16 protein-coding genes and 1 other RNA gene are annotated in these 18,450 nt (G+C 64.5%); 12 read left to right on the forward strand and 5 right to left on the reverse strand.

Annotated elements, in window-relative coordinates; all coding sequences use genetic code 11:
• Positions 1-5 precede the first annotated feature (5 nt).
• From AOG28_RS11030 to AOG28_RS11045, 4 genes are all read left to right on the forward strand, one after another.
• A complete protein-coding gene (locus tag AOG28_RS11030; RefSeq protein ID WP_082388708.1) occupies positions 6-890 on the forward strand; it encodes a uroporphyrinogen-III synthase in 885 nt (294 codons plus the stop codon).
• Entirely contained in the window at positions 891-2,462 is a 1,572-nt protein-coding gene (locus AOG28_RS17800; RefSeq protein ID WP_235507015.1) for a uroporphyrinogen-III C-methyltransferase, read from the forward strand.
• On the forward strand, positions 2,459-3,682 hold the full coding sequence (locus tag AOG28_RS11040; RefSeq protein ID WP_043333341.1) for a heme biosynthesis HemY N-terminal domain-containing protein: 1,224 nt from the start codon (positions 2,459-2,461) through the stop codon (positions 3,680-3,682). Before AOG28_RS17800 ends, AOG28_RS11040 begins: the two co-directional genes overlap by 4 nt.
• Before the next feature lie 519 nt (positions 3,683-4,201).
• Positions 4,202-4,795 carry a DUF2780 domain-containing protein gene (locus AOG28_RS11045; protein WP_054556437.1) on the forward strand — a complete coding sequence of 198 codons (594 nt, stop codon included), beginning with the start codon at positions 4,202-4,204 and terminating at the stop codon, positions 4,793-4,795.
• A gap of 139 nt (positions 4,796-4,934) precedes the next feature.
• Here AOG28_RS11045 and AOG28_RS11050 read toward each other — a convergent pair whose 3' ends face one another.
• Entirely contained in the window at positions 4,935-7,313 is a 2,379-nt protein-coding gene (locus tag AOG28_RS11050; protein WP_160317874.1) for a mechanosensitive ion channel domain-containing protein, read from the reverse strand.
• 595 nt (positions 7,314-7,908) lie between these two features.
• On the opposite strand from AOG28_RS11050, the gene AOG28_RS11055 reads away from it, so the two are divergent.
• From AOG28_RS11055 to AOG28_RS11070, 4 genes are all read left to right on the forward strand, one after another.
• Entirely contained in the window at positions 7,909-8,874 is a 966-nt protein-coding gene (locus AOG28_RS11055) for an ABC transporter substrate-binding protein (protein ID WP_234368067.1), read from the forward strand.
• Positions 8,875-9,050: 176 nt separating this feature from the next.
• Positions 9,051-10,019 (forward strand): FecCD family ABC transporter permease, encoded by a 969-nt coding sequence (locus AOG28_RS11060; RefSeq protein ID WP_054556485.1) that lies wholly within the window; start codon positions 9,051-9,053, stop codon positions 10,017-10,019.
• A 138-nt stretch (positions 10,020-10,157) separates the two neighbouring features.
• Positions 10,158-11,216 carry a FecCD family ABC transporter permease gene (locus AOG28_RS11065; protein WP_082388719.1) on the forward strand — a complete coding sequence of 353 codons (1,059 nt, stop codon included), beginning with the start codon at positions 10,158-10,160 and terminating at the stop codon, positions 11,214-11,216.
• 153 nt (positions 11,217-11,369) lie between these two features.
• Positions 11,370-12,227, forward strand: a complete 858-nt coding sequence (locus tag AOG28_RS11070) for an ABC transporter ATP-binding protein (RefSeq protein WP_054556486.1) — start codon at positions 11,370-11,372, stop codon at positions 12,225-12,227.
• Positions 12,228-12,443: 216 nt separating this feature from the next.
• Here the strand turns inward: AOG28_RS11070 and ssrA are convergent.
• Together ssrA and smpB are read right to left on the reverse strand one after the other, a co-directional pair.
• Positions 12,444-12,798: a transfer-messenger RNA gene (gene ssrA / locus AOG28_RS17540) on the reverse strand.
• Between the two features lie 135 nt (positions 12,799-12,933).
• Entirely contained in the window at positions 12,934-13,410 is a 477-nt protein-coding gene (smpB, locus tag AOG28_RS11075) for an SsrA-binding protein SmpB (protein ID WP_043333345.1), read from the reverse strand.
• A gap of 162 nt (positions 13,411-13,572) precedes the next feature.
• On the opposite strand from smpB, the gene AOG28_RS11080 reads away from it, so the two are divergent.
• Both AOG28_RS11080 and AOG28_RS11085 read left to right on the forward strand, forming a co-directional pair.
• On the forward strand, positions 13,573-14,010 hold the full coding sequence (locus tag AOG28_RS11080) for a type II toxin-antitoxin system RatA family toxin (protein ID WP_043333347.1): 438 nt from the start codon (positions 13,573-13,575) through the stop codon (positions 14,008-14,010).
• A gap of 87 nt (positions 14,011-14,097) precedes the next feature.
• Positions 14,098-14,409, forward strand: a complete 312-nt coding sequence (locus AOG28_RS11085; protein WP_054556438.1) for an RnfH family protein — start codon at positions 14,098-14,100, stop codon at positions 14,407-14,409.
• A gap of 92 nt (positions 14,410-14,501) precedes the next feature.
• Here the strand turns inward: AOG28_RS11085 and AOG28_RS11090 are convergent, their stop codons facing one another.
• Positions 14,502-14,930, reverse strand: coding sequence for an outer membrane protein assembly factor BamE (locus AOG28_RS11090; RefSeq protein WP_052384519.1), 429 nt, complete (start codon positions 14,928-14,930; stop codon positions 14,502-14,504).
• 78 nt (positions 14,931-15,008) lie between these two features.
• On the opposite strand from AOG28_RS11090, the gene fur reads away from it, so the two are divergent.
• Entirely contained in the window at positions 15,009-15,431 is a 423-nt protein-coding gene (fur, locus tag AOG28_RS11095; protein ID WP_043333352.1) for a ferric iron uptake transcriptional regulator, read from the forward strand.
• Positions 15,432-15,661: 230 nt separating this feature from the next.
• On the opposite strand, the gene recN is transcribed toward fur, so the two are convergent.
• Positions 15,662-17,332, reverse strand: a complete 1,671-nt coding sequence (gene recN / locus AOG28_RS11100) for a DNA repair protein RecN (protein ID WP_054556439.1) — start codon at positions 17,330-17,332, stop codon at positions 15,662-15,664.
• Positions 17,333-17,709: 377 nt separating this feature from the next.
• Here recN and grpE point away from each other — a divergent pair, with 377 nt between their 5' ends.
• Positions 17,710-18,333 carry a nucleotide exchange factor GrpE gene (gene grpE, locus AOG28_RS11105; RefSeq protein WP_043333357.1) on the forward strand — a complete coding sequence of 208 codons (624 nt, stop codon included), beginning with the start codon at positions 17,710-17,712 and terminating at the stop codon, positions 18,331-18,333.
• Positions 18,334-18,450: the final 117 nt, after the last annotated feature.

Consider the following 18,450-nt stretch of genomic DNA (forward strand, 5'->3'; position numbering starts at 1 on the left):
CAGCGATGGCAAAGGCGTCGCGTCTTGAGGTGTTGACGACGCGGCCGGGCTCGCGCGGAGCGGTTCTCGATGCGATGCTGAGCGAGGCCGGCTGCGAGGTGGAGTGCCTCAAGCTGATGGCGCTCGAGGCATTGCCGCTGGAACCCGTCGCACGCCAGGCGATCATCGATGTCGATCTGTATCGCGGCGTGATCGTGATCTCGCCCCAGGCCGCCGGCTATCTGGCCGATTGGCTGGAGGAGTGGTGGCCACAGCTGCCTGAAGGCGTCAGCTTCTATGCCGTCGGCGCGGCCACGGCCGAAGTGCTGCATTCGCGGCTGGGGGTGCCGGTGCGTGTTCCGCCGCGCGCCACGCGCGGTGAGCATGCCGAGCGCGATGCGCCAGTCGGCACCACCAGCGAAGCCTTGCTGTCGCTGCCGTCGCTCAGGGCGCTTGCGGGTCAGCGCTGGTTGCTGGTGGCCGGTGAAGGCGGGCGTCCGCTGCTGGAAGAGACGCTGGTGGCACGGGGTGCTCTGGTCACGCGTCTGGCACTTTATCGACGCCTTCCGTTGGCTTTGTCGCCGCAACAGGCTGGCCGTCTGGCGGCGGGCGCGTATGATGCAATGGTGGTGACCAGCAATGAACTGCTCGAGACGGTGATGGCATCGGTGACGCCGCAGGCCTTGCACCAACCGCTAATCGTGTCGAGCCACCGTTTGGCTACACTGGCACACGCTCATGGTTTCGAGCGCGTGACGGTCGCCAAGGACGCTTCACCCGGGGCCCTGACGCAGGCAGTACTTCGCGCCTGCGCCCCCATCAGCAAGACTCGCCATGCAGTGACCGGCGCCACTGCGCCTGGTCCGCGTGAGGCCATCGATTCCCAAGAATCCGGAAAAGGGCAAGCGTAGATGAGCAACCGAGAACACGATCAGGAAGATAACGGCTCTGCCGGCATGACGCCCGGCAAGTCGGGCGACAAGGATGCTGCCGCTCGCGCATCAGATGCTTCTTCCGCTTCCGGCGTTTCCGCCGATGACACTGCCTCTGGCCGCCCTGGCGCCGAGGCCTCCCGTTCGTCCTCTTCCTCGTCATCCGACACGGCTGATGCCCCGCGCGAGCGCCGCTCGCGAGGTGGGCGCAATCGTCGTGGGCGTGGCAAGGGGCAGGGCAGCTCCTCCTCTTCAACCTCATCCTCCACTGCCAGTGAGTCCACGCCCGTGAGCCAGACTTCAGACGACAACGCATCGACGCCTTCCGGCGCAAAATCGCCGCTTCCGGAGCGTAGCGAACCCGCCAAGGAGGCGTCTGCCGCCAAGCCGAGTGCTGGCAAGGCCTCTTCCAGCAAGGTGACTCCCGGCAAGCCCTCCACGCCGGCTGGCAAGACGGCCAGCGCGGGTGGTGCAGGCCTGGGTGGCACGACGGCACCCGGCACGCCGCCGCCCGGCGAGCCGCAGGGCAAGAAGAGCAAGGCCGGCAGTATCGCGCTGATTCTCGTCATCGTGCTGGCCATCGTGGTCGCGGTGCTGGCGTGGTTCGGCTGGCAGCGTCTGAATGCGCTGCCGGATGCGCAGGGCCTCGACAAGCAGGTCAGCGAGAGCGTGACCCAGCAGGTCGGCCAGGTCTCCAGCAAGGTCGATGGCCTGTCGAGCACGCTCGAGAAGAACGAATCCCGTGTCAGCGAGCTCGACAAGCGACTGTCCAGCGAAAGCCAGGACACCGAGCAGGCCCTCAACAAGGTGCTCGAGGAGCTCAGCAAGTCCCAGCAGACCGACGCGCGTGACTGGCACTATGCGGAAGCCGAGTACTTGCTGCGCCTCGCCAACCAGCGTCTGCAGCTGGAGCGTGACGTGAACGGTGCCGATGCGCTGCTCGAGAACGCGGATGCGCGCATCGCGGCGGCCAACAACCCGGCGCTGCTGCCGGTGCGCAAGGCCATCCAGTCCGAGCTGGCCAGTCTGGACAGCGTGCCGCGCGTCGATCGCAGCGGTATCTATCTGGCGCTGCTCGCCGAGCAGGAACAGCTGGCGCGTCTGCCACTCAAGCAGGACGTGGCCGAGATCGCCGCCAAGGTCGAGAACGACGCAGTGCCGACAGGCGGTTGGCAGCAGCAGCTGGCCCGCTTCGGCAACGAGCTGAAGGACCTGGTCACCGTGCGTCGTCATGACGAGGCACTGGAAGCCCTGATCACGCCGGAGCAGGAATCCTACCTGCGTCAGAACGTGCGTCTGGTGCTGGAACAGGCGCAACTGGCGCTGCTCAAGGAAGAGCCGAAGCTCTACCAGGCCGCCATCGACAAGGCCATCACGCTGGTCAATGGCTACTACGACACCAAGACCGATGGCGTGCAGAATGCCGTCGCCAAGCTGGAAGAGCTCAAGAGCAAGACCATTCGTCCGGAGCTGCCTGACATCTCCGCCTCTCTGAGCAAGCTGCGTGAGCTGATCGAGCGTCGCGCCCAGCAAGGGGGTGGCAACGCATGAGAGTCCTGATACTGCTGATCATCATCGGGCTGGCCATCGGTGCCCTGTTCGGGCAACTGATGCAGGCCTTCCCGGGCTACTGGCTGATTCGCGTCGGCGATACCTCGGTCCAGACCTCCTTCTGGTTCGGCTTGATCCTGCTGTTCGCGGGCTTCGTGGTGTTGCACTTCGGTCTGCGCTTGCTGTCGCGCTTCGCGCATCCGTTCTCCCGCCTCAAGGTGTGGAACAGCCGTACCCGTCATCGCAATGCCACGCGCAAGACCGTACGGGGTCTGGTGGCGCTGGCCGAAGGCCGCTGGAAGCGGGCCGAGAAGTCGCTGACCCACTCGGCGGAAGATTCCAGCACGCCGCTGGTCAACTACCTGTCCGCCGCCCTGGCCGCGCACTATCAGGGACGTTTCGAGCAGGCGGACACGCTGCTCAAGCGGGCGCACGAGTCCACCCAGGGCTCCGAGAGCGCCGTGGGTCTGGTGCAGGCGCAGCTGATGCTGGACCGCCAGCAGCATGAACAGGCGCTGGCGACCCTGACGCGTCTCGACAAGCAGCTGGGCGAGCACCCGCAGGTGCTCAAGCTGCTCAAGCAGGCCTATCTGGCGGTCAATGACTGGGATGGTCTGCGTCGTCTGATGCCGCGTCTCGACAAGCAGGACCTCATCTCCCCCGAGGAGAAGAAGGAGCTGGAACAGCGGGCCTATGTGGCGCTGATCCAGCAGGCCGCGCGCAATCCGGAAGATATCGAGCGCGTGCGCAACCTGTGGGCCGACATGCCGGACCACCTGCGCACCGACGTGAATCTGGTCGCGCTCTACGCCGAGGCGCTGATCGCCGGTGGTCAGGAAGGTCTGGCCGAGCGTCTGCTGCGTCACTCCCTCAAGGAGTGCTGGGATTCGCGTCTGGTGCTGCGTTACGGCCTGCTGGACGTGGATGCACCGCGTCAGCTGGTGTATGCCGAGAAGTGGCTGCAGGAGCGTCCGAATGATCCGGACCTGCTGCTGTCGCTGGGCCGTCTGGCACTGCGCAACGCCAGCTGGGGCAAGGCTCAGGAGTACTTCGAGGCTAGCCAGCGCCAGCGTCCGAGCGGTACGGTGTGTGCTGAACTCGCGCGTCTGTTCGCCAACCTGGGCGAGCACAACAAGAGTCAGCTCTACTACCGTCAGAGCGTCGAGCTGCTGGACCGCTCACTGCCGGCCCTGCCGCAGCCGAGCAAGGACAACGCCTGAGGGGTGGCCGCCGAGTGTCAGTCAACCGTCGAGCGCCAGCCGCTGAGTGCCAACTAAGGCACGACAGGCGTCATGAAGGCTGGCGGACAAGGCACTCGGCGGCTTGCACGATGTTTCCTTGTTTGATGAAAGGTATTGCCCAATTGCACCGGTCGCGCTGTCGGCCGGTGGTGCAGGTTTCTCTCCGGGGTATCCACGTTCACACGCTGTGTGACGGGATGCCCTTCTTTTTGCCCGTATGACGGGCGCTGAGGGCATTCTCGCCCAGGCTATCGCCCTGTCAGCACGCCGCCGTGAGGTGTCGGCGGGTGCATGCTGGCGTGGGCATGCCCGGTGCCGGACTTCTCGTTGCTGATCCGGCAACGATGCGTCCGGGCCTGCACGGCCAGAGCGTGATCGTGTGGCGCTGGCTGGAAGCGATTCCTCCGTGCGATGATTCTGCGTGTCGGATGTGCCCATGCATGTGGTGCATCTTCGGGCCGAGTCCGGTCCGTTTCCCCAAGCGATGATGGAGTCTGCATGTTGCATAAGTCCCTGGCCCTGATGGGCGCCTCTGTACTGGCCGTGTCACTGGCCGGTTGTGCCGCTACCGGTAACAGCTCTTCCAGCAACGCCGCCAGCTCCTCCAGCTCGTCCAGCTCGTCCAGCTCCATGATGAGCCTCGCCAGCAGCATGCTGAGCAGCCAGACAGGCCAGTCCCTGCCGGCAGCTGACCTGATGTCCAGCCTGACTTCCCAGCTGGGTGTGTCCTCCACTCAGGCGCTGGGTGGCTCTGCTGCCATGCTGGCGCTGGCCCAGTCCCAGCTTGGCACCAGCGCGACCTCCGAGCTGTCCACTGACGTGCCGCAGCTGTCCAGCCTGACCAGCAGCAGCTCGCTGTCCACGCTCTCCAGCCTGGCGAGCCTGAGCGGCAACGACAATGCCACGGCATTGGCCAGCACCGTTGGCAATGTCGATGACAGCGCGTCTCTGGACAGCGCCTTCTCCGCGCTGGGCATGGACAGCAGCATGGTCTCCCAGTTCGCGCCGGTGCTGCTCAGCTACATGGGCGGCGAAGGCGTCAGCTCGACGCTGCTGAGCTCGCTGTCCAGCATGTGGGGCACCGGCTCCTGAGCCAGCCCCTTGCATGAGGTGTGAGGCAGCGTTTTAAGCCCGCACATGAAAACGCCCCCGAGCCAGTGGCTCGGGGGCGTTTTCGTTTCAGGACGGCTGCCTGCGCAGGCAGCCGTGTCGGGATAGTGCAGGCGCTTGATCAGTCGCCGTCGGCATCCGGTTGGGTGGTCTGACGGATGCGCTGTTCCTCGGCATCCACGACTTCCCCGTCTTCGGTGGCATGACGCGTCAGCGGATTCTCCTCGCGACGTTTGGCGACCTTGGCGGCTGCCTCGCGCTGCTCGGGAGTCTTCGGCTGACCGGCGGCCGAGCCATCGATCACGAACGGCGCCTGCATGGTGCGCACGTTGGCCGGCGGCGCGCCACCGTCCTTGTCCTGACCGAAGTACATGGTCATGTGCGGGAACGGGATCTCGATGCCAGCGGCGTCGAAGTGCTGCTTCACGAGCTTGTTGTACTCGCGGCCGATGGCCCACTGGTTGCCCGGGCTGGTCTTGATCATCACGCGGATGTTGACCGAGCTGTCGGCCAGGGCCGAGACGCCGGCGATGGTGACCGGCTCGAGAATCTCCGGACCATAGCTGCCTGCCTCGAGCTCATCGAAGGCCGCACGCAGGTGCACGATGGCGTGGTCGACATTCTCGCGATAGGAGATGCCGTATTCGCCGACATGGTAGGCGAAGTCACGCATGTAGTTGGAGACGGTATCCACCGACGAGAACGGCACGATATGGAAGGTGCCGGACAGGTCGCGGATGCCCACCGAGCGGATGGTCAGGCGTTCCGCGGTACCGGTCACGCCACCGGCAGAGACCACATCGCCGGTGTTGATGGCGTTCTCCAGCTGGATGAACACCCCGGTGATGATGTCCTGCACCATCTTCTGGGCGCCGAAACCGATCGCCAGACCCAGTACCCCGGCACCGGCCAGCAGCGGCGCGATGTCGATGCCGATCTCGGACAGCACGATCATCGCGGTGAAGACGATCATCGCGATGGCGATGGCATTGCGGAACAGTGCCAGCAGGGTCTCCACCCGCGAGGACGGCTTGCCCTTGCCGGTGTCCGGATTGAGCTTGTGCTCGATCAGGCTGGCGATACCGACCCAGACCGCGATGGCGAAGGCGAGAATGAACAGCACATGGAAGATGCGCGACAGCAGCAGGGCACCGGCATCGGTTGCCAGCCACTCGCCGAGCGCCACGATGTGCCAGGCATTCAGCACCATGCCGACCACCACGATCAGGATGATGGCGCGCATGATGCGCAGCGCGGTGGGAATGTAGGAGTTGAGGCGCTTCTCCAGCAGCGGCAGCTGACCACGCAGCTTGTCGGAGATCTGGATGCGCTTGCCGATCAGCTGCGTCACCACGCGCGACAGCAGAGCACCGCCGCCGATGGCGAGCAGCGTCTTGAGCGTCGCCCCCATCATGAACGGCAGCGCCTCTTCAGGCGTCGTCTGCGAGATGATGAATAGGGTGGCGAAGTAGGCCAGCGCGATCAGATGCCAGGTGCGCGCCAGAATGCGCAGACACACGGCGATGATCGCGTTGTTCGCCTCGCGGGCTTGAGTGAGCAGGCGGTCACGCAGAATGATGCGATTGCGCGAGATCACCACGATGGCCCAGACGAGGGTGATGGCCATGATCAGCAGATTGACGAAGCTGCCGACGGCCGGCGCCAGGTTGTTGTTGATCATCGGCACCACGACCAGGATGCCGTAGCCGATGAAGCCGGCCAGCATGGCCAGGGAGCGGTTCCAGTAACGCGCCACCTCATCCGGCATCGGCAGCAGACGCAGCCCCTTGTAACCGGAGGAGAACAGCATGCGCATCAAGGCCTTGAACAGCTCGATCACCAGATAGGCGTTCAGGAACATCGACTCGCGCTGACCGATCACGCCCTGTTCGCCATAGGCGAAGATGGCGAGCAGATAGCCGCCGAGGAAGGCGAGACCGATGACCGCGATGTCCACCACCGCCGCGACCAGCACTGCCAGCAGGGTGCGCAGCAGCGGGCTGCGGTGCTGGCCATCCAGTGACCACTGGCTGACGCGCGAGAACAGCGGCTTGGCGAGTCTGCGCAGCACGAGGAACAGCGCAATGGTCGAGACGACGACCAGCCCGAGGCTTACGGCCTCGCTGGTGAAGCGACTCCAGTCGATCTCGTCGGCGTCCTCGTTGGCCAGGCCATCGAGGGTGCCCAGCATGCGGTCCAGCGTGGCGGAGAGATCCGCGACCAGGTCCTGGCTGATGGCCGCCAGCTGGCGCGACAGTGACGGCGAGTCCTCGCTCAGGGTGACGTCTTCCCCCGCCACCTCGACGGCTTGTTCACTCGCCTTGCTGTCCAGCTGTCGCAGGCCTTCGATCAGGGCCTCGCGCTGACTGGGGTCTTCCAGCAGCGTGGCCAGGCTCTCGTAGGAGGATGTCGCGCCATCGACGCTGCCGTCCTCGGCGGCATGGGACAGGCTGCTGAACCCGAGGCTCAACACCATCAACAGCATCATCAGGGCGGACATCAGCCAGGCAGGTCGCCATGAGTCCGGTTGGCGCGAGGCAGCAAGGGCGGGAGGGGAGTGCGGGGGTGTCGGAATCGCCACAGATGGCTTCTCCATGTCGGTGAGTGTGTGAGGCGTCGGGGTAGAGAGTGAGAGCAGGCTCCGCAGGTGCATCAGAGGCTCGCAAGCGTCCCATCAATAACGCGAGGATCTGTCAGGTAGATGTTGAAGGGGCGTCACGCGCGTCCTGTGCGCACGCCGAGCGAGAGTCCATCCCTCAGTTATCGGGGCACTTGGGGCTATCCCAACCCCTGCGGGGACTCCGCCAGAGACATTCTTGCGCACAGCCTGCGGCAGGCGTCGCCAACCTTCAAGGTCTTCAGGCGCTGCTCGGGGGAGAGGCGTGACCTGCTGCCACGCAGGATGTTGCAATGTCGCGTTGCATGAACTGGTGTGGTGAGTCACAGGATGAGTCGGTATTGTTGCGATTGATTATTATTCGTTGTTCAGGTGTGATAGTCATGCGCACAGGGGCCGCCTTGCGGTATCGTCCTGCGCAGGATCACGCCTGCCTTCGCTTGAGTGCGAGATCATTTCCTTCATTTCGGAGTACTGCATGACCGTCTCGTCGACTGCTTTTACTGCTCGTGGCATGACCCGGCCTGCATGGTTCAAACAGGGCCTGATGGCGACCTTGGCGGTAGCGCTGATGGGGGCTTCCCTGTCTGCCGAGGCACGCAGTGTCGAGACGGCCTACGGTGAGCTGGACATCGAGGGCACGCCGCAGCGTGTCGTCACCCTGTACGAAGGCGCGCTGGATGTGGCCGTCGCCAGTCAGGTGACGCCGCTGGGCACCGTGACCACGCGTGGCGGTGATGGCGTGGCGAGCTATATCCAGTCGCAGGTGCCGGACATCAAGATCATCGGCACGCCGCGTGAGTTCAATCTCGAGGCGATCGTCGCGCTCAAGCCGGACCTGATTCTGGCGCCGCCGGGCCTCGACAAGACCCAGTACCAGCTGATGTCGCGTCTGGCGCCGACCGTCGTGCCGAGCGCTTCGGCGCTGAGCCAGCAGGGCTGGAAGGAGCAGAGTCGTGTCTATGCCGAGGCGCTGGGCGAGACGGCCGAAGCGGAACTCGAGACACGTCTGGCCGCCATCGACGCGCACGCCGCGCGTCTGAAGGCCGAGATGACCACCCCGGAAACCGCCAGCCTGGTGCGTCGCATGCCGGGTGGTCTGATGGCGATGTCCGACCAGCTGTTCGCGACCGGCCTGATGGCGGCCAGCGGCTATGAGCTGGTCGGCGGTGATCTGGTCAAGCCGGGTCGCCCGCATTCCGATCCGCTCAGCGACGAGAACATGGCGCGCATCGATGCGCAGACCATCTTCCTCGCCACCATGGACGACTCCTCTGATGCCGCGGTCGACGCCCTGGCGGCAGAACCGGCCTTCCAGCGCCTCGAGACAGCGGACCGCGACAGCCTGGTCGGCGTGAATGGCCAGCTGTGGACCAGCGCCAGTGGCCCGTTGGCCGCGGAAGCACTGCTGAAGGATATCGACCGGGCGCGCGATGATGGCTAGTCGCAGTCATGTCGGTGCACCACGTTTGACCCCTGCTCAGGCAGGGGACCTCCCGCAACCGCGACGCGGGAGGTGGTATGCAGGCTGAAGAGACCTCTCCACAGGTCCGCAGGCCACGCGCACATGCCGCCCGGATGACCCACAAGGTCTCCGGGCGTCTTGCGTTGCGTCAGGTGATGCCGCTGGCCTGCCTGAGCGCCCTGCTGACCTGTCTGGCCAGCCTGCTGTGGGGGGCTGGCGATGTCGGCCCCTGGCAGGCGCTGCAGGTGCTGGCCGGACAGGGCAGTGATCAGGCGCGCTTCGTGGTGCTCGAGCTGCGCGCGCCGCGTACCCTGATCGGCATGGTGGTCGGCATGATGCTCGCCTGTGGCGGCGCCCTGATGCAGGTGGTGGCACGCAACCCACTGGCGGAGCCGGGCTTGCTGGGCGTGAGTGCCGGGGCCTCCTTTGCCGTGGCCGTGGCCTTGTTGCTGGGGATGGAAGCGACCGGCATGCACGTGATGGTGGCGCAGAGTGGTGCGCTGCTGGGCTGTCTGTTCGTGATGAGCACCGTGCGGATGAGCGGCGCACGTCAGGACCCGGTGCGCCTGGTGCTGGCCGGCGCGGCGCTGTCGAGCCTGCTGGTGGCGCTGACGTCTCTGGCCTTGCTGATCGACCAGCGCGCGGCCGACGAGATCCGCTTCTGGGTGATCGGCAGTCTGGCCGGACGCTCGCTGGAGGCGCTTTACAGCAGCCTGCCCAGTATCCTGCTCGCGGTGCTGCTGACGCTGTGGCTGGCGCGGCCGCTCTCCGCGATGGTGCTGGGTGAGCAGGTCGCCAGTGGCCTGGGCCACCATCCCAAGCGCGTGCGCAAGGTCGCGATCCTGGTGGTGGCGCTGCTGGTCGGTGCCGCGACGGCACTGGCAGGGCCGGTGGCCTTAGTCGGCCTCGCCGTGCCCTATGTGGCGCGAGCGCTGTGCGGCGCTGATGTGCGGCGCACGCTGTGGCTGTGCCTGCCGCTGGGCGTGACCATGCTGCTGAGCGCCGATGTGGTGTCGCGGCTGGTCGTGCCGCCCTCGGAGCTGCCGCTGGGGGTGCTGACGACCCTGATGGGCGCGCCCGTGCTGATTGCCGTGGTGCGTGCCCGCCGTCTGCCCACCCTGTAGCGACTGGTGCCTCTGGCGCTTGCGGCGTGAACGATGATGGAGGCCAGGCTGGCGCGCATGCCGGCGCCATCGCCTCATTGCTTGAATCGACCGGCCCTGTCAGGCGTTGTCCTGACAGGGCCTTGTTTGGAATCGATGATGTCTAGACCTTCACCGCTTGATCCCCTTCGCTCGGCCCCTACCGGCACGCTCTGGTGGCGACATGGCAAGCTGTCCCTGCTGCTGTTGCGTGCGCCATTGCTGGCGGCCGGCATACTGCTGCTGGCGCTGCTGATGGCCAGTGTCGCCTCGCTGATGCTGGGCAGTGCCGGCCTTGGGCCGTGGGATGCCTTCAAGGCGGCCTTCGGGCACGGCGAGTTCGCCACCGTCTTCGTGGTGCAGGAATTGCGCCTGCCGCGTCTGCTGGCCGGTATCGCCACGGGTGCTGCCTTCTCGCTGGCGGGCTGTCTGATGCAGACCCTGGCCGGCAATCGTCTGGCGACACCCGGCATCATCGGCATCGACAATGGCGCGACCGCCTTCGCGGTGGCCTCCGTGGTCGGGATGGGCATCTCGCTGGCGCCGCCGGTGATGGCGTTGAGCGGTGCCGTGATCGCCACTGCGCTGGCCTTCGGGCTCTCCGGCGGTATCGGCACACGCGGCTATCGCTTCCTGGTCGCCGGTATCGGGGTCGGGGCGCTGTTCGGTGCCGGAACGCAGCTGATGCTGGCAAGAGTCTCCATCGATGCCGCCAACAGCGCCTACCCGTGGACGGTCGGCAGCCTCAATGCGCGTGATGCCGATTCGCTCACCTGGCTCGGGCTGGCCCTGCTGATCGGCGTGCCGATCGCACTCTGGCTGGGGCGCGGTCTGAATACGCTGCGCTTCACCGACCGCGTCGCGACCGGGCTGGGACAGCCGGTGTCGCGTGTACGCCTGATCACGCTGTGGTTGTCGGTCGTGCTGACGGCGGCGGCCGTCGCGGTGGCCGGGCCGGTAGGCATGGTGGCGCTGGTGGGGCCCGAGATCGCACGCTACCTGTCGCGCCACAAGGGCGTGCCGCTGCTGGCCTCGGCGCTGGCCGGCGCGCTGGTGATGGTGCTGGCAGACCTTGCCGGTCGCACCCTGCTGTCGCCACTGGAAATCCCGGTAGGTATCGTGATGGCCGTGGTCGGCAGCCCTTATCTGCTGTGGATACTGCTGCGCAGTCCGCGCTAGCCGTTGCCCCTATTTTCCTGCTGAGCGGCCCAGGGCCAGCCCTTGTCGCTCAGCGTCGCACGACATGTTTCAGCGGCTGATGATGTTCCAGCGGCCGATGATGTTTCAGGAGAGTGCGCCATGAGCGCTGAGACGATGCTTGATCCGCGAGCGATGAATTCCCCGGCCGATCGCCACGCCGCGGCCACCACCGATACCCTGCGAGCGAACGAGCTGTCGCTGGGCTATGGCGCGCGCCAGCGCCATGTCACCGTGATCGATTCGCTGACCCTGGGGCTGCCCGACGGCAAGGTGACGGCGATCGTCGGGCCCAATGGCTGTGGCAAGTCGACACTGCTGGCAGGGCTGGCTCGCCTGCAGTTGCCTGAGTCAGGTGCGGTGCTGCTGGAAGGCAAGGATATTCACGCCTATAAGCGGCGCGAAGTGGCCCAGCGCATCGCGCTGCTGCCTCAGGAGACGCATTCGCCCGAGGGGGTGACGGTACATGAGCTGGTGCGTTTCGGTCGTCAGCCCTATCAGGGCGCGCTGAGTCAGTGGTCTGAGGAGGATCAGCGGCTGGTGGCCGAGGCGATGGCCGCCGCCGACATCGAGAGCCTGGCGGACCGTGAGCTGGCCTCGATGTCCGGCGGGCAGCGTCAGCGTGCCTGGATCGCCATGGCGCTGGCACAGCAGACACCCTTGCTGCTGCTGGATGAGCCGACCTCGGCGCTGGATCTCGGCCACCAGATCGAGGTCTTCGAGCTGATCCAGCGTCTGGCCCATGAAGAGGGCAAGACCATCGTGATGGTGGTGCATGATCTGGCCAGTGCCTGCCGCTATGCCGACCACATCGTGGCCATGCACGCAGGTCGCGTGATCGCCGAGGGTGCGCCCGCCGAGGTGGTGACGCCGGAGCTGGTGCGCAAGCTCTATGGGGTCGAGTGCCGCCTGATCCCCGATCCCGACACCGGAACACCGCTGCTGATCGGCGTGCGCCGCACCAGCGAGCGCCTGAGCGGCAGCGCGACCTGAGGCCGAGGCGGTGGCTATCGCGGGCGCTGTGGCGCCTGCGTGGCCGCTGCCGGGCCTTGAGCGGGCCTGAGGGAGGGGCTTGAGAAGGCCTGAGAGGGTGACTTGAGAGGGGGGGGGGCGTTAGGGCGGTCTGCCACTGACAGGAAAAGGCCAGCCAGAATTGATCGCCCACAAACAGAAAGGCCTCCCCGAAGGGAGGCCTTTCTGTCACGGATATGGTGGAGGCGACGGGAGTCGAACCCGTGTCCGCCGGCACTCCGCCTTCGGCTCTACATGCTTAGTTTCATTATTTGATTTAACACTACTGCCGCCAATGAACAGGCTACAGCAATGCGATTCTCTGAGTTTTAATCTCGACCTTAGAGACGTCGGCCAAGACGATCCTGTTTATACGGGCTCGTTCTCAATCCACCTTGAACAGGCGCAACGGTATCATGAGCAGCTTATGCAGCTAGAGCGTAGTTGTCGTCGTTTGCGACTATATATTTGCAACGTTTTATTTACGAGATACGTTACGATCTCGGCATGCACCTCAGGGTTTGCCACCAGCGTCGAATGCCAGAACGCCCCCATAACAGTGTTACCACTTTACTGCGTTGCTACGTCTTCATCATAACAGGTGGGGACTGTGCTACGCCAGTTCAAGCGTTCAGGAAAATTTCTGACCTGACAGTAGCTTGCTGGCGTGAGCTGCCTCACGCTGCCCTCAGCGGTCGCGCAGGATACGGGCCTTCTGACGGTTCCAGTCACGGTCTTTCTCGGTGGCGCGCTTGTCGTGCAGCTTCTTGCCTTCCACCAGCGCGATCTCGCACTTCACGATCGCATTCTTCCAGTACAGCTTGACCGGCACACAGGTGTGGCCCTTGTCCTGGGTGCGCGAGAAGATGCGTGCGATCTGCTTCTTGTGCAACAGCAGCTTGCGCGTGCGCTGCGGGTCCGCCACCGCGTGGGTGTTGGCGGTTTCCAGCGGGTGGATGTGGCAGCCCAGCAGCCAGGCTTCGGCATTCTTGATCACGATATAGGTATCGGTCAGCTGGCCCTTGCCTGCGCGCAGCGCCTTCACTTCCCAGCCTGCCAGTACCAGACCCGCTTCGAAGGTTTCCTCGATGTGGTACTCGTGGCGTGCCTTCTTGTTCTGGGCGATCAGATTGCCGCCCTGTTCGGGTTTCTTTTTCTTGCCCATGTTGCCTCATTTGTCGTGTGCGCCTGCCGTCATCCAGTGTGGATATGGCACATCCTTCTGGATGGGGGGAGGCGTGTTACCATTCAAGGCCAGACGGCACTTCATGCGCCGGCCCATTGTTCATGATACGCATGCTGCGTATCCAAGTCAGCGGAGAGCTAGATGCCTACGGTCAACCGGTCTGCCCTGGTGCGGCATTCGGCCCGGGCAATGTTCGATCTGGTCAATGATTTCGAGCGTTATCCCGAATTCCTGTCCGGCTGCAGCAACGCGGAATTGCTGGAACGTGATGAGGACCATCTCAAGGGCAGGCTCACCCTGTCCAAGGCAGGCATGCAGCAGAGCTTCGTCACGCGCAATGACCTGTATGCCCCCGAGCGGATAGAGCTGAATCTGGTCGATGGCCCCTTCAAGCGTCTGCAGGGGACCTGGCTGTTCACGCCGCTGGGCGAAGATGCCTGCAAGGTCTCGCTCGAGATGGACTTCGAGTTCAGCAATCGCCTGCTGGGCATGGCGTTCGGCAAGCTGTTCAGTCAGGTCGCCGCTCAGATGGTCGAGGCCTTCACGCGTCGCGCTGACCAGATCTATACCCAGCGCTGACACCTGGCCGTTGGCCAAGGTGGAACGCCGCGCAGGTGATATATCGCACAGGTGGTATATAAAGGTGGCGAGAGCAAAGGAGCAGACATGGCAGACAGAATCACGGTCGAGGTGGCCTATGCGCTGCCCGACAAGCAGAAGATCGTCTCGCTGGCGGTCGCCCCCGGCACCACGGCGCGCGAGGCCGTGCGCATGGCACGTCTGGAGCAGCACTTTCCGACGATTGCCGCCGAGGTGTTTCTCGAGGCGGACCTGGGCATCTTCGGCAAGGCGCTGCGCAAGCCCGATGAGCATGTGCTGGACGCCGGGGACCGGGTCGAGGTCTATCGCGCCTTGATCACCGACCCCAAGCTTGCGCGCAAGCGGCGCGCCGACAAGGCCGCTCGCGCCGCTCAGTAAGACGAGACGCAGGCGAGAATCAAAAACAGCGGGGCACCTTTCAAGGTGCCCCGCTGTTGTTCTGGCTTGTCACTGAGTGAAGAGGACAGTGATCAGCGCTCTTCAGGCAGGTCGGCTGCGCCTGCCTTGGGTTCAGCACGGTTAGGCTGTGCCGCGCGAGGGTCGATGTCCAGGTCCGGCACGATGACGGTTTCCTGGTCTATGTCGCCGCTCTTGTCGATGTTGGAGAGTGAATCGCCTGCGAAGGTCAACGTCACGCGCTTGTTGATGATTTCGCCATCCGCTTTCTTGAGGCGATAGACGTAGTCCCAGCTATCCTCACTGAAGGGGGCGGTCAGCAGCGGTGAGCCCATCACGTAGATGACCTGTTCTCGGCTCATGCCCGGCTTCAATTGCTCGACCATTTCCGGCTTGATCAGGTTGCCCTGAGGAAGGTCGCGCTTGTAGACGCTGAAGTAGCTGCACCCGGTGAGCAGCGACAGGGCGCTGCAAAAGGCGACTGTTTTGATCAAGTTTTGCATTTGCCCTGAAGATTCCCTATCGTTTTGCCTTGGCCGATCATACCTGATACATCAAGCGACTGCGAAGAGTACCCCAGCATGGCCGATCAGAACCATGAACTGCGCAAGGCGGGACTCAAGGTAACCCTACCGCGAGTCAAGATCCTGCAGATCCTCGAGAAATCGACGGATCGACACCTGAGTGCCGAGGACGTGTACAAGGCGTTGCTTGAGGCTGGCGAAGATGTCGGTCTGGCGACGGTTTATCGTGTGCTCACCCAGTTTGAAACAGCGGGACTGGTGATGCGTCACAACTTCGATGGCGGTCACGCCGTCTTCGAACTGTCCCAGGAAGAACACCATGACCACATGGTATGTCTGGACAGCGGCGAGATCATAGAGTTCTGTGATCCCGAGATCGAGCGCCGTCAGCGCGAGATCGTCGAGGAGCACGGCTATGAGCTGGTCGAGCATGCGCTAGTGCTCTACGTGCGTCCCAAGGGCGACAAGAGCGATAGCTGACGCGGGTTGCGTCAGGGATGACGTGGCTGGAGAGCCTTCTCCGGCCAGATACACGAACGGCCGCCCCTGAGGGCGGCCGTTCGTGTATCTGGCGTTCATGTTTCCTCAATCCATGACTCTGGCGTTCGTCTTGTTGAGGAGCATCATTGGACGAATGGACGTCGCTGGCAGTGCATGAACGGCGACGGCGACGGCGACGGCGACGGCGACGGCGACTTTGACGACAGTGCTCAGTGGCGGCTGTCGGCAGCGCCGAGCATCTCGCGGGCGTGGGCGAGGGTCTGCTCGGAGAGATGAATGCCGCCCAGCATGCGTGCCAGCTCGCGCACACGGCCGCTTTCATTCAGCAGCGCCATATGGGTGCGGGTCGTGTCCTTCTCGGCCTGCTTCTCTATATGCAGGTGCTGATGCGCCTGTGCGGCGACCTGCGGCAGGTGAGTGACGGTCAGCACCTGGCCCTTGTCGCCCAGGCGACGCAGCAGCTGGCCGACGATCTCGGCGGTAGCGCCGGAGATGCCGACATCGACTTCATCGAAGACCAGGCTGGGGATGGTCGAGCGACTGGCGGCCACGACCTGGATCGCCAGTGATACACGCGAGAGCTCACCGCCGGAGGCGACCTTGGCCAGCGCACGTGGCGGCTGGCCCGGGTTGGCGCTGATGCGGAAGTGGATACGCTCCATGCCTTCGGGCTGCGGGCGCTCCCGCGCCTCGATGGCGACCTCGAAGGTGGCCTTGCCCATGCCGAGGAAGGCCAGCTGGTCCTGGATGTCGCTGGCCAGTTGCGGGGCGGCGGTGGCGCGTTTGGCGCTCACCTCACTCGCCAGCCCCTTCCAGGCCTCGCGACGCTGAGCCACTTCTTCGCGCAAGGCTTCGATGGCCTCCTCATCGCCACCCAGGCCGTCGAGTTCTTCGCTCAGGCGCTGATGAAGGCCATGCAGCTCGTCCGGCATCACATGATGCTTGCGCGCGATCTGGTGAATGCGGCTCAGGCGCTCATCGACGAAGGCGAGGCGCTCGGGGTCGAGTTCGGTGACTTCCACGAAGCGGTGCAGCTCGCGCGCCGCTTCTTCTATCTGGATGCGCGCTTCCTCGAGCATACCCAGTGCACTGGCCAGTGAGCCATGCTCGTTGCCCGGCAGATGCGCCAGACGTGCCAGGGCCTGGTTGAGGCGTGACAGCGCACCTTCTTCGTCGTGATCACAGCATTCGGCGGCGGACTGCGCCTCGGCCAGAATCTGCTCGGCATTGGCCAGCGTTTCCTGCTCCTGCTCCAGGGCTTCCAGCTCCCCTTCGCACAGCGCCAGTTCATCGAGCTCCTCGACCTGATAGCGCAGCAGCTGGCGACGTGCACGCACCTCATCGCCATCATTGCTCATGCGTTTGAGGCGACGATGCGCCTCCTGCCAGTGACGGAAGTCCTCGCGCAACTGGGCAGCCTGAGTCTCCAGGCCCGCATATTCGTCGAGCTGACGCAGATGCGTCTCTTCCTTGAGCAGGGAGTGATGGGCGTGCTGGGAGTGGATGTCGATCAGGTGCTCGCCCAGCTCGCGCAGGTCGGCGATGGTGCAGGGCGTGCCGTTGATCCAGGCCTTGGAGCGGCCGCTGGCGGTGATGACGCGACGCAGCAGGCAGTCGTCGCTGCCCAGTTCGCGCTCATCCAGCCACTGACGGGCGTCGCCAAGCTCACTGATATCGAAACGCGCGATGAGGTCGGCGCGGTCGGCGCCATGCCGCACGCTGCCGGCATCGGCACGCTCGCCCAGGCACAGGCCGAGGGCGCCGAGCAGGATGGACTTGCCGGCACCGGTCTCGCCGGTGATGGCGGTCATGCCGCGGCGGAAATCGAGTTCCAGCGTTTCGACGATGGCAAAATCTTGGATGGCGAGTTGCAGCAGCATGACTACCTCCGAGGGGGGCTTTGACGTACGCCGTGCTGGGGGAACATCAGCGGACCCGGACTCGATGGGCGGGCTACGGTGTCGCCATACAGTATGTTTATACAGTGAACATGGCTTTTTATACAGCACGTTCGGGTGGCCTTCAATCCATGCCGGACTCAGTGGGGAGAAAAGCCTGCGGCAAGGCTTGAGAAGCGATGTGCTGTCCCCATATAGAGGCACTGACACTTTCAGTCGGCAGCAATGGCCTGGCCTTGCTGCCTCTCAAGGCAACTCATGGCCTGTCTGTCAGCCAGTACGCGTGATGCTTCGCGACAAGCTCAGCAGGCCACGAATCAGGGCAATGGCGCATAGACGCCGGCCCGCAGGAGATCAGCATGGCTCAGGACCCGCAGACCCCGATGGATGAAGAGCTTCAGCGTGCCGCTCGCGATGCCGAGCCGCAGCCGGAAACGCCGGAAGGTGAAGTGATCGACAACGTACTGGATGCCGACGATACCGGCGCCGAAGGCTCTCTGGTGGACAACCCGGAAGCCGAGATGCTGGCCGCCCAGGTCGAAGAGCTTGAGCAGGCCGTCAAGGAAGCCAAGGACCAGGCACTGCGTGCGGCTGCCGATGCGCAGAACGCGCGCCGTCGTGCCGAGCAGGACGCCGAGAAGGCGCGCAAGTTCGCGCTGGAGAAGTTCGTCAAGGAAATGCTGCCGGTGGTGGATTCCCTCGAGAAGGCACTGGAATCCATGTCGGGTGACGAAGCGGCCAAGACCCACGTCGAAGGCATCGAGATGACCTTGAAAATGCAGCTGGATGCCCTGAACAAGTCAGGCGTCGAGCAGCTGGATCCGCATGGCGAGCCCTTCGATCCGGAATACCATCAGGCTGTCGCCATGGTGCCGTCCCCGGACGCGGAGCCGAACAGCGTCATCGACGTGATGCAGAAGGGTTACACCCTCAATGGCCGCCTGGTGCGCCCGGCGATGGTGGCAGTCAGCAAGGCCTCCTGAGGCCTGCGCGCTCCCGACGCCCGATAGGCGTTGGATCGCGCCCTGTGGGGGCTCAGGGCGATCCGGCCCGGGAAAATTTGCCCGGCCGGGTCTTGAAACCCTGACACGCGACCCCAT

The organism is Cobetia sp. UCD-24C, assembly GCF_001306765.1.
GTDB classification, from domain to species: domain Bacteria; phylum Pseudomonadota; class Gammaproteobacteria; order Pseudomonadales; family Halomonadaceae; genus Cobetia; species Cobetia amphilecti.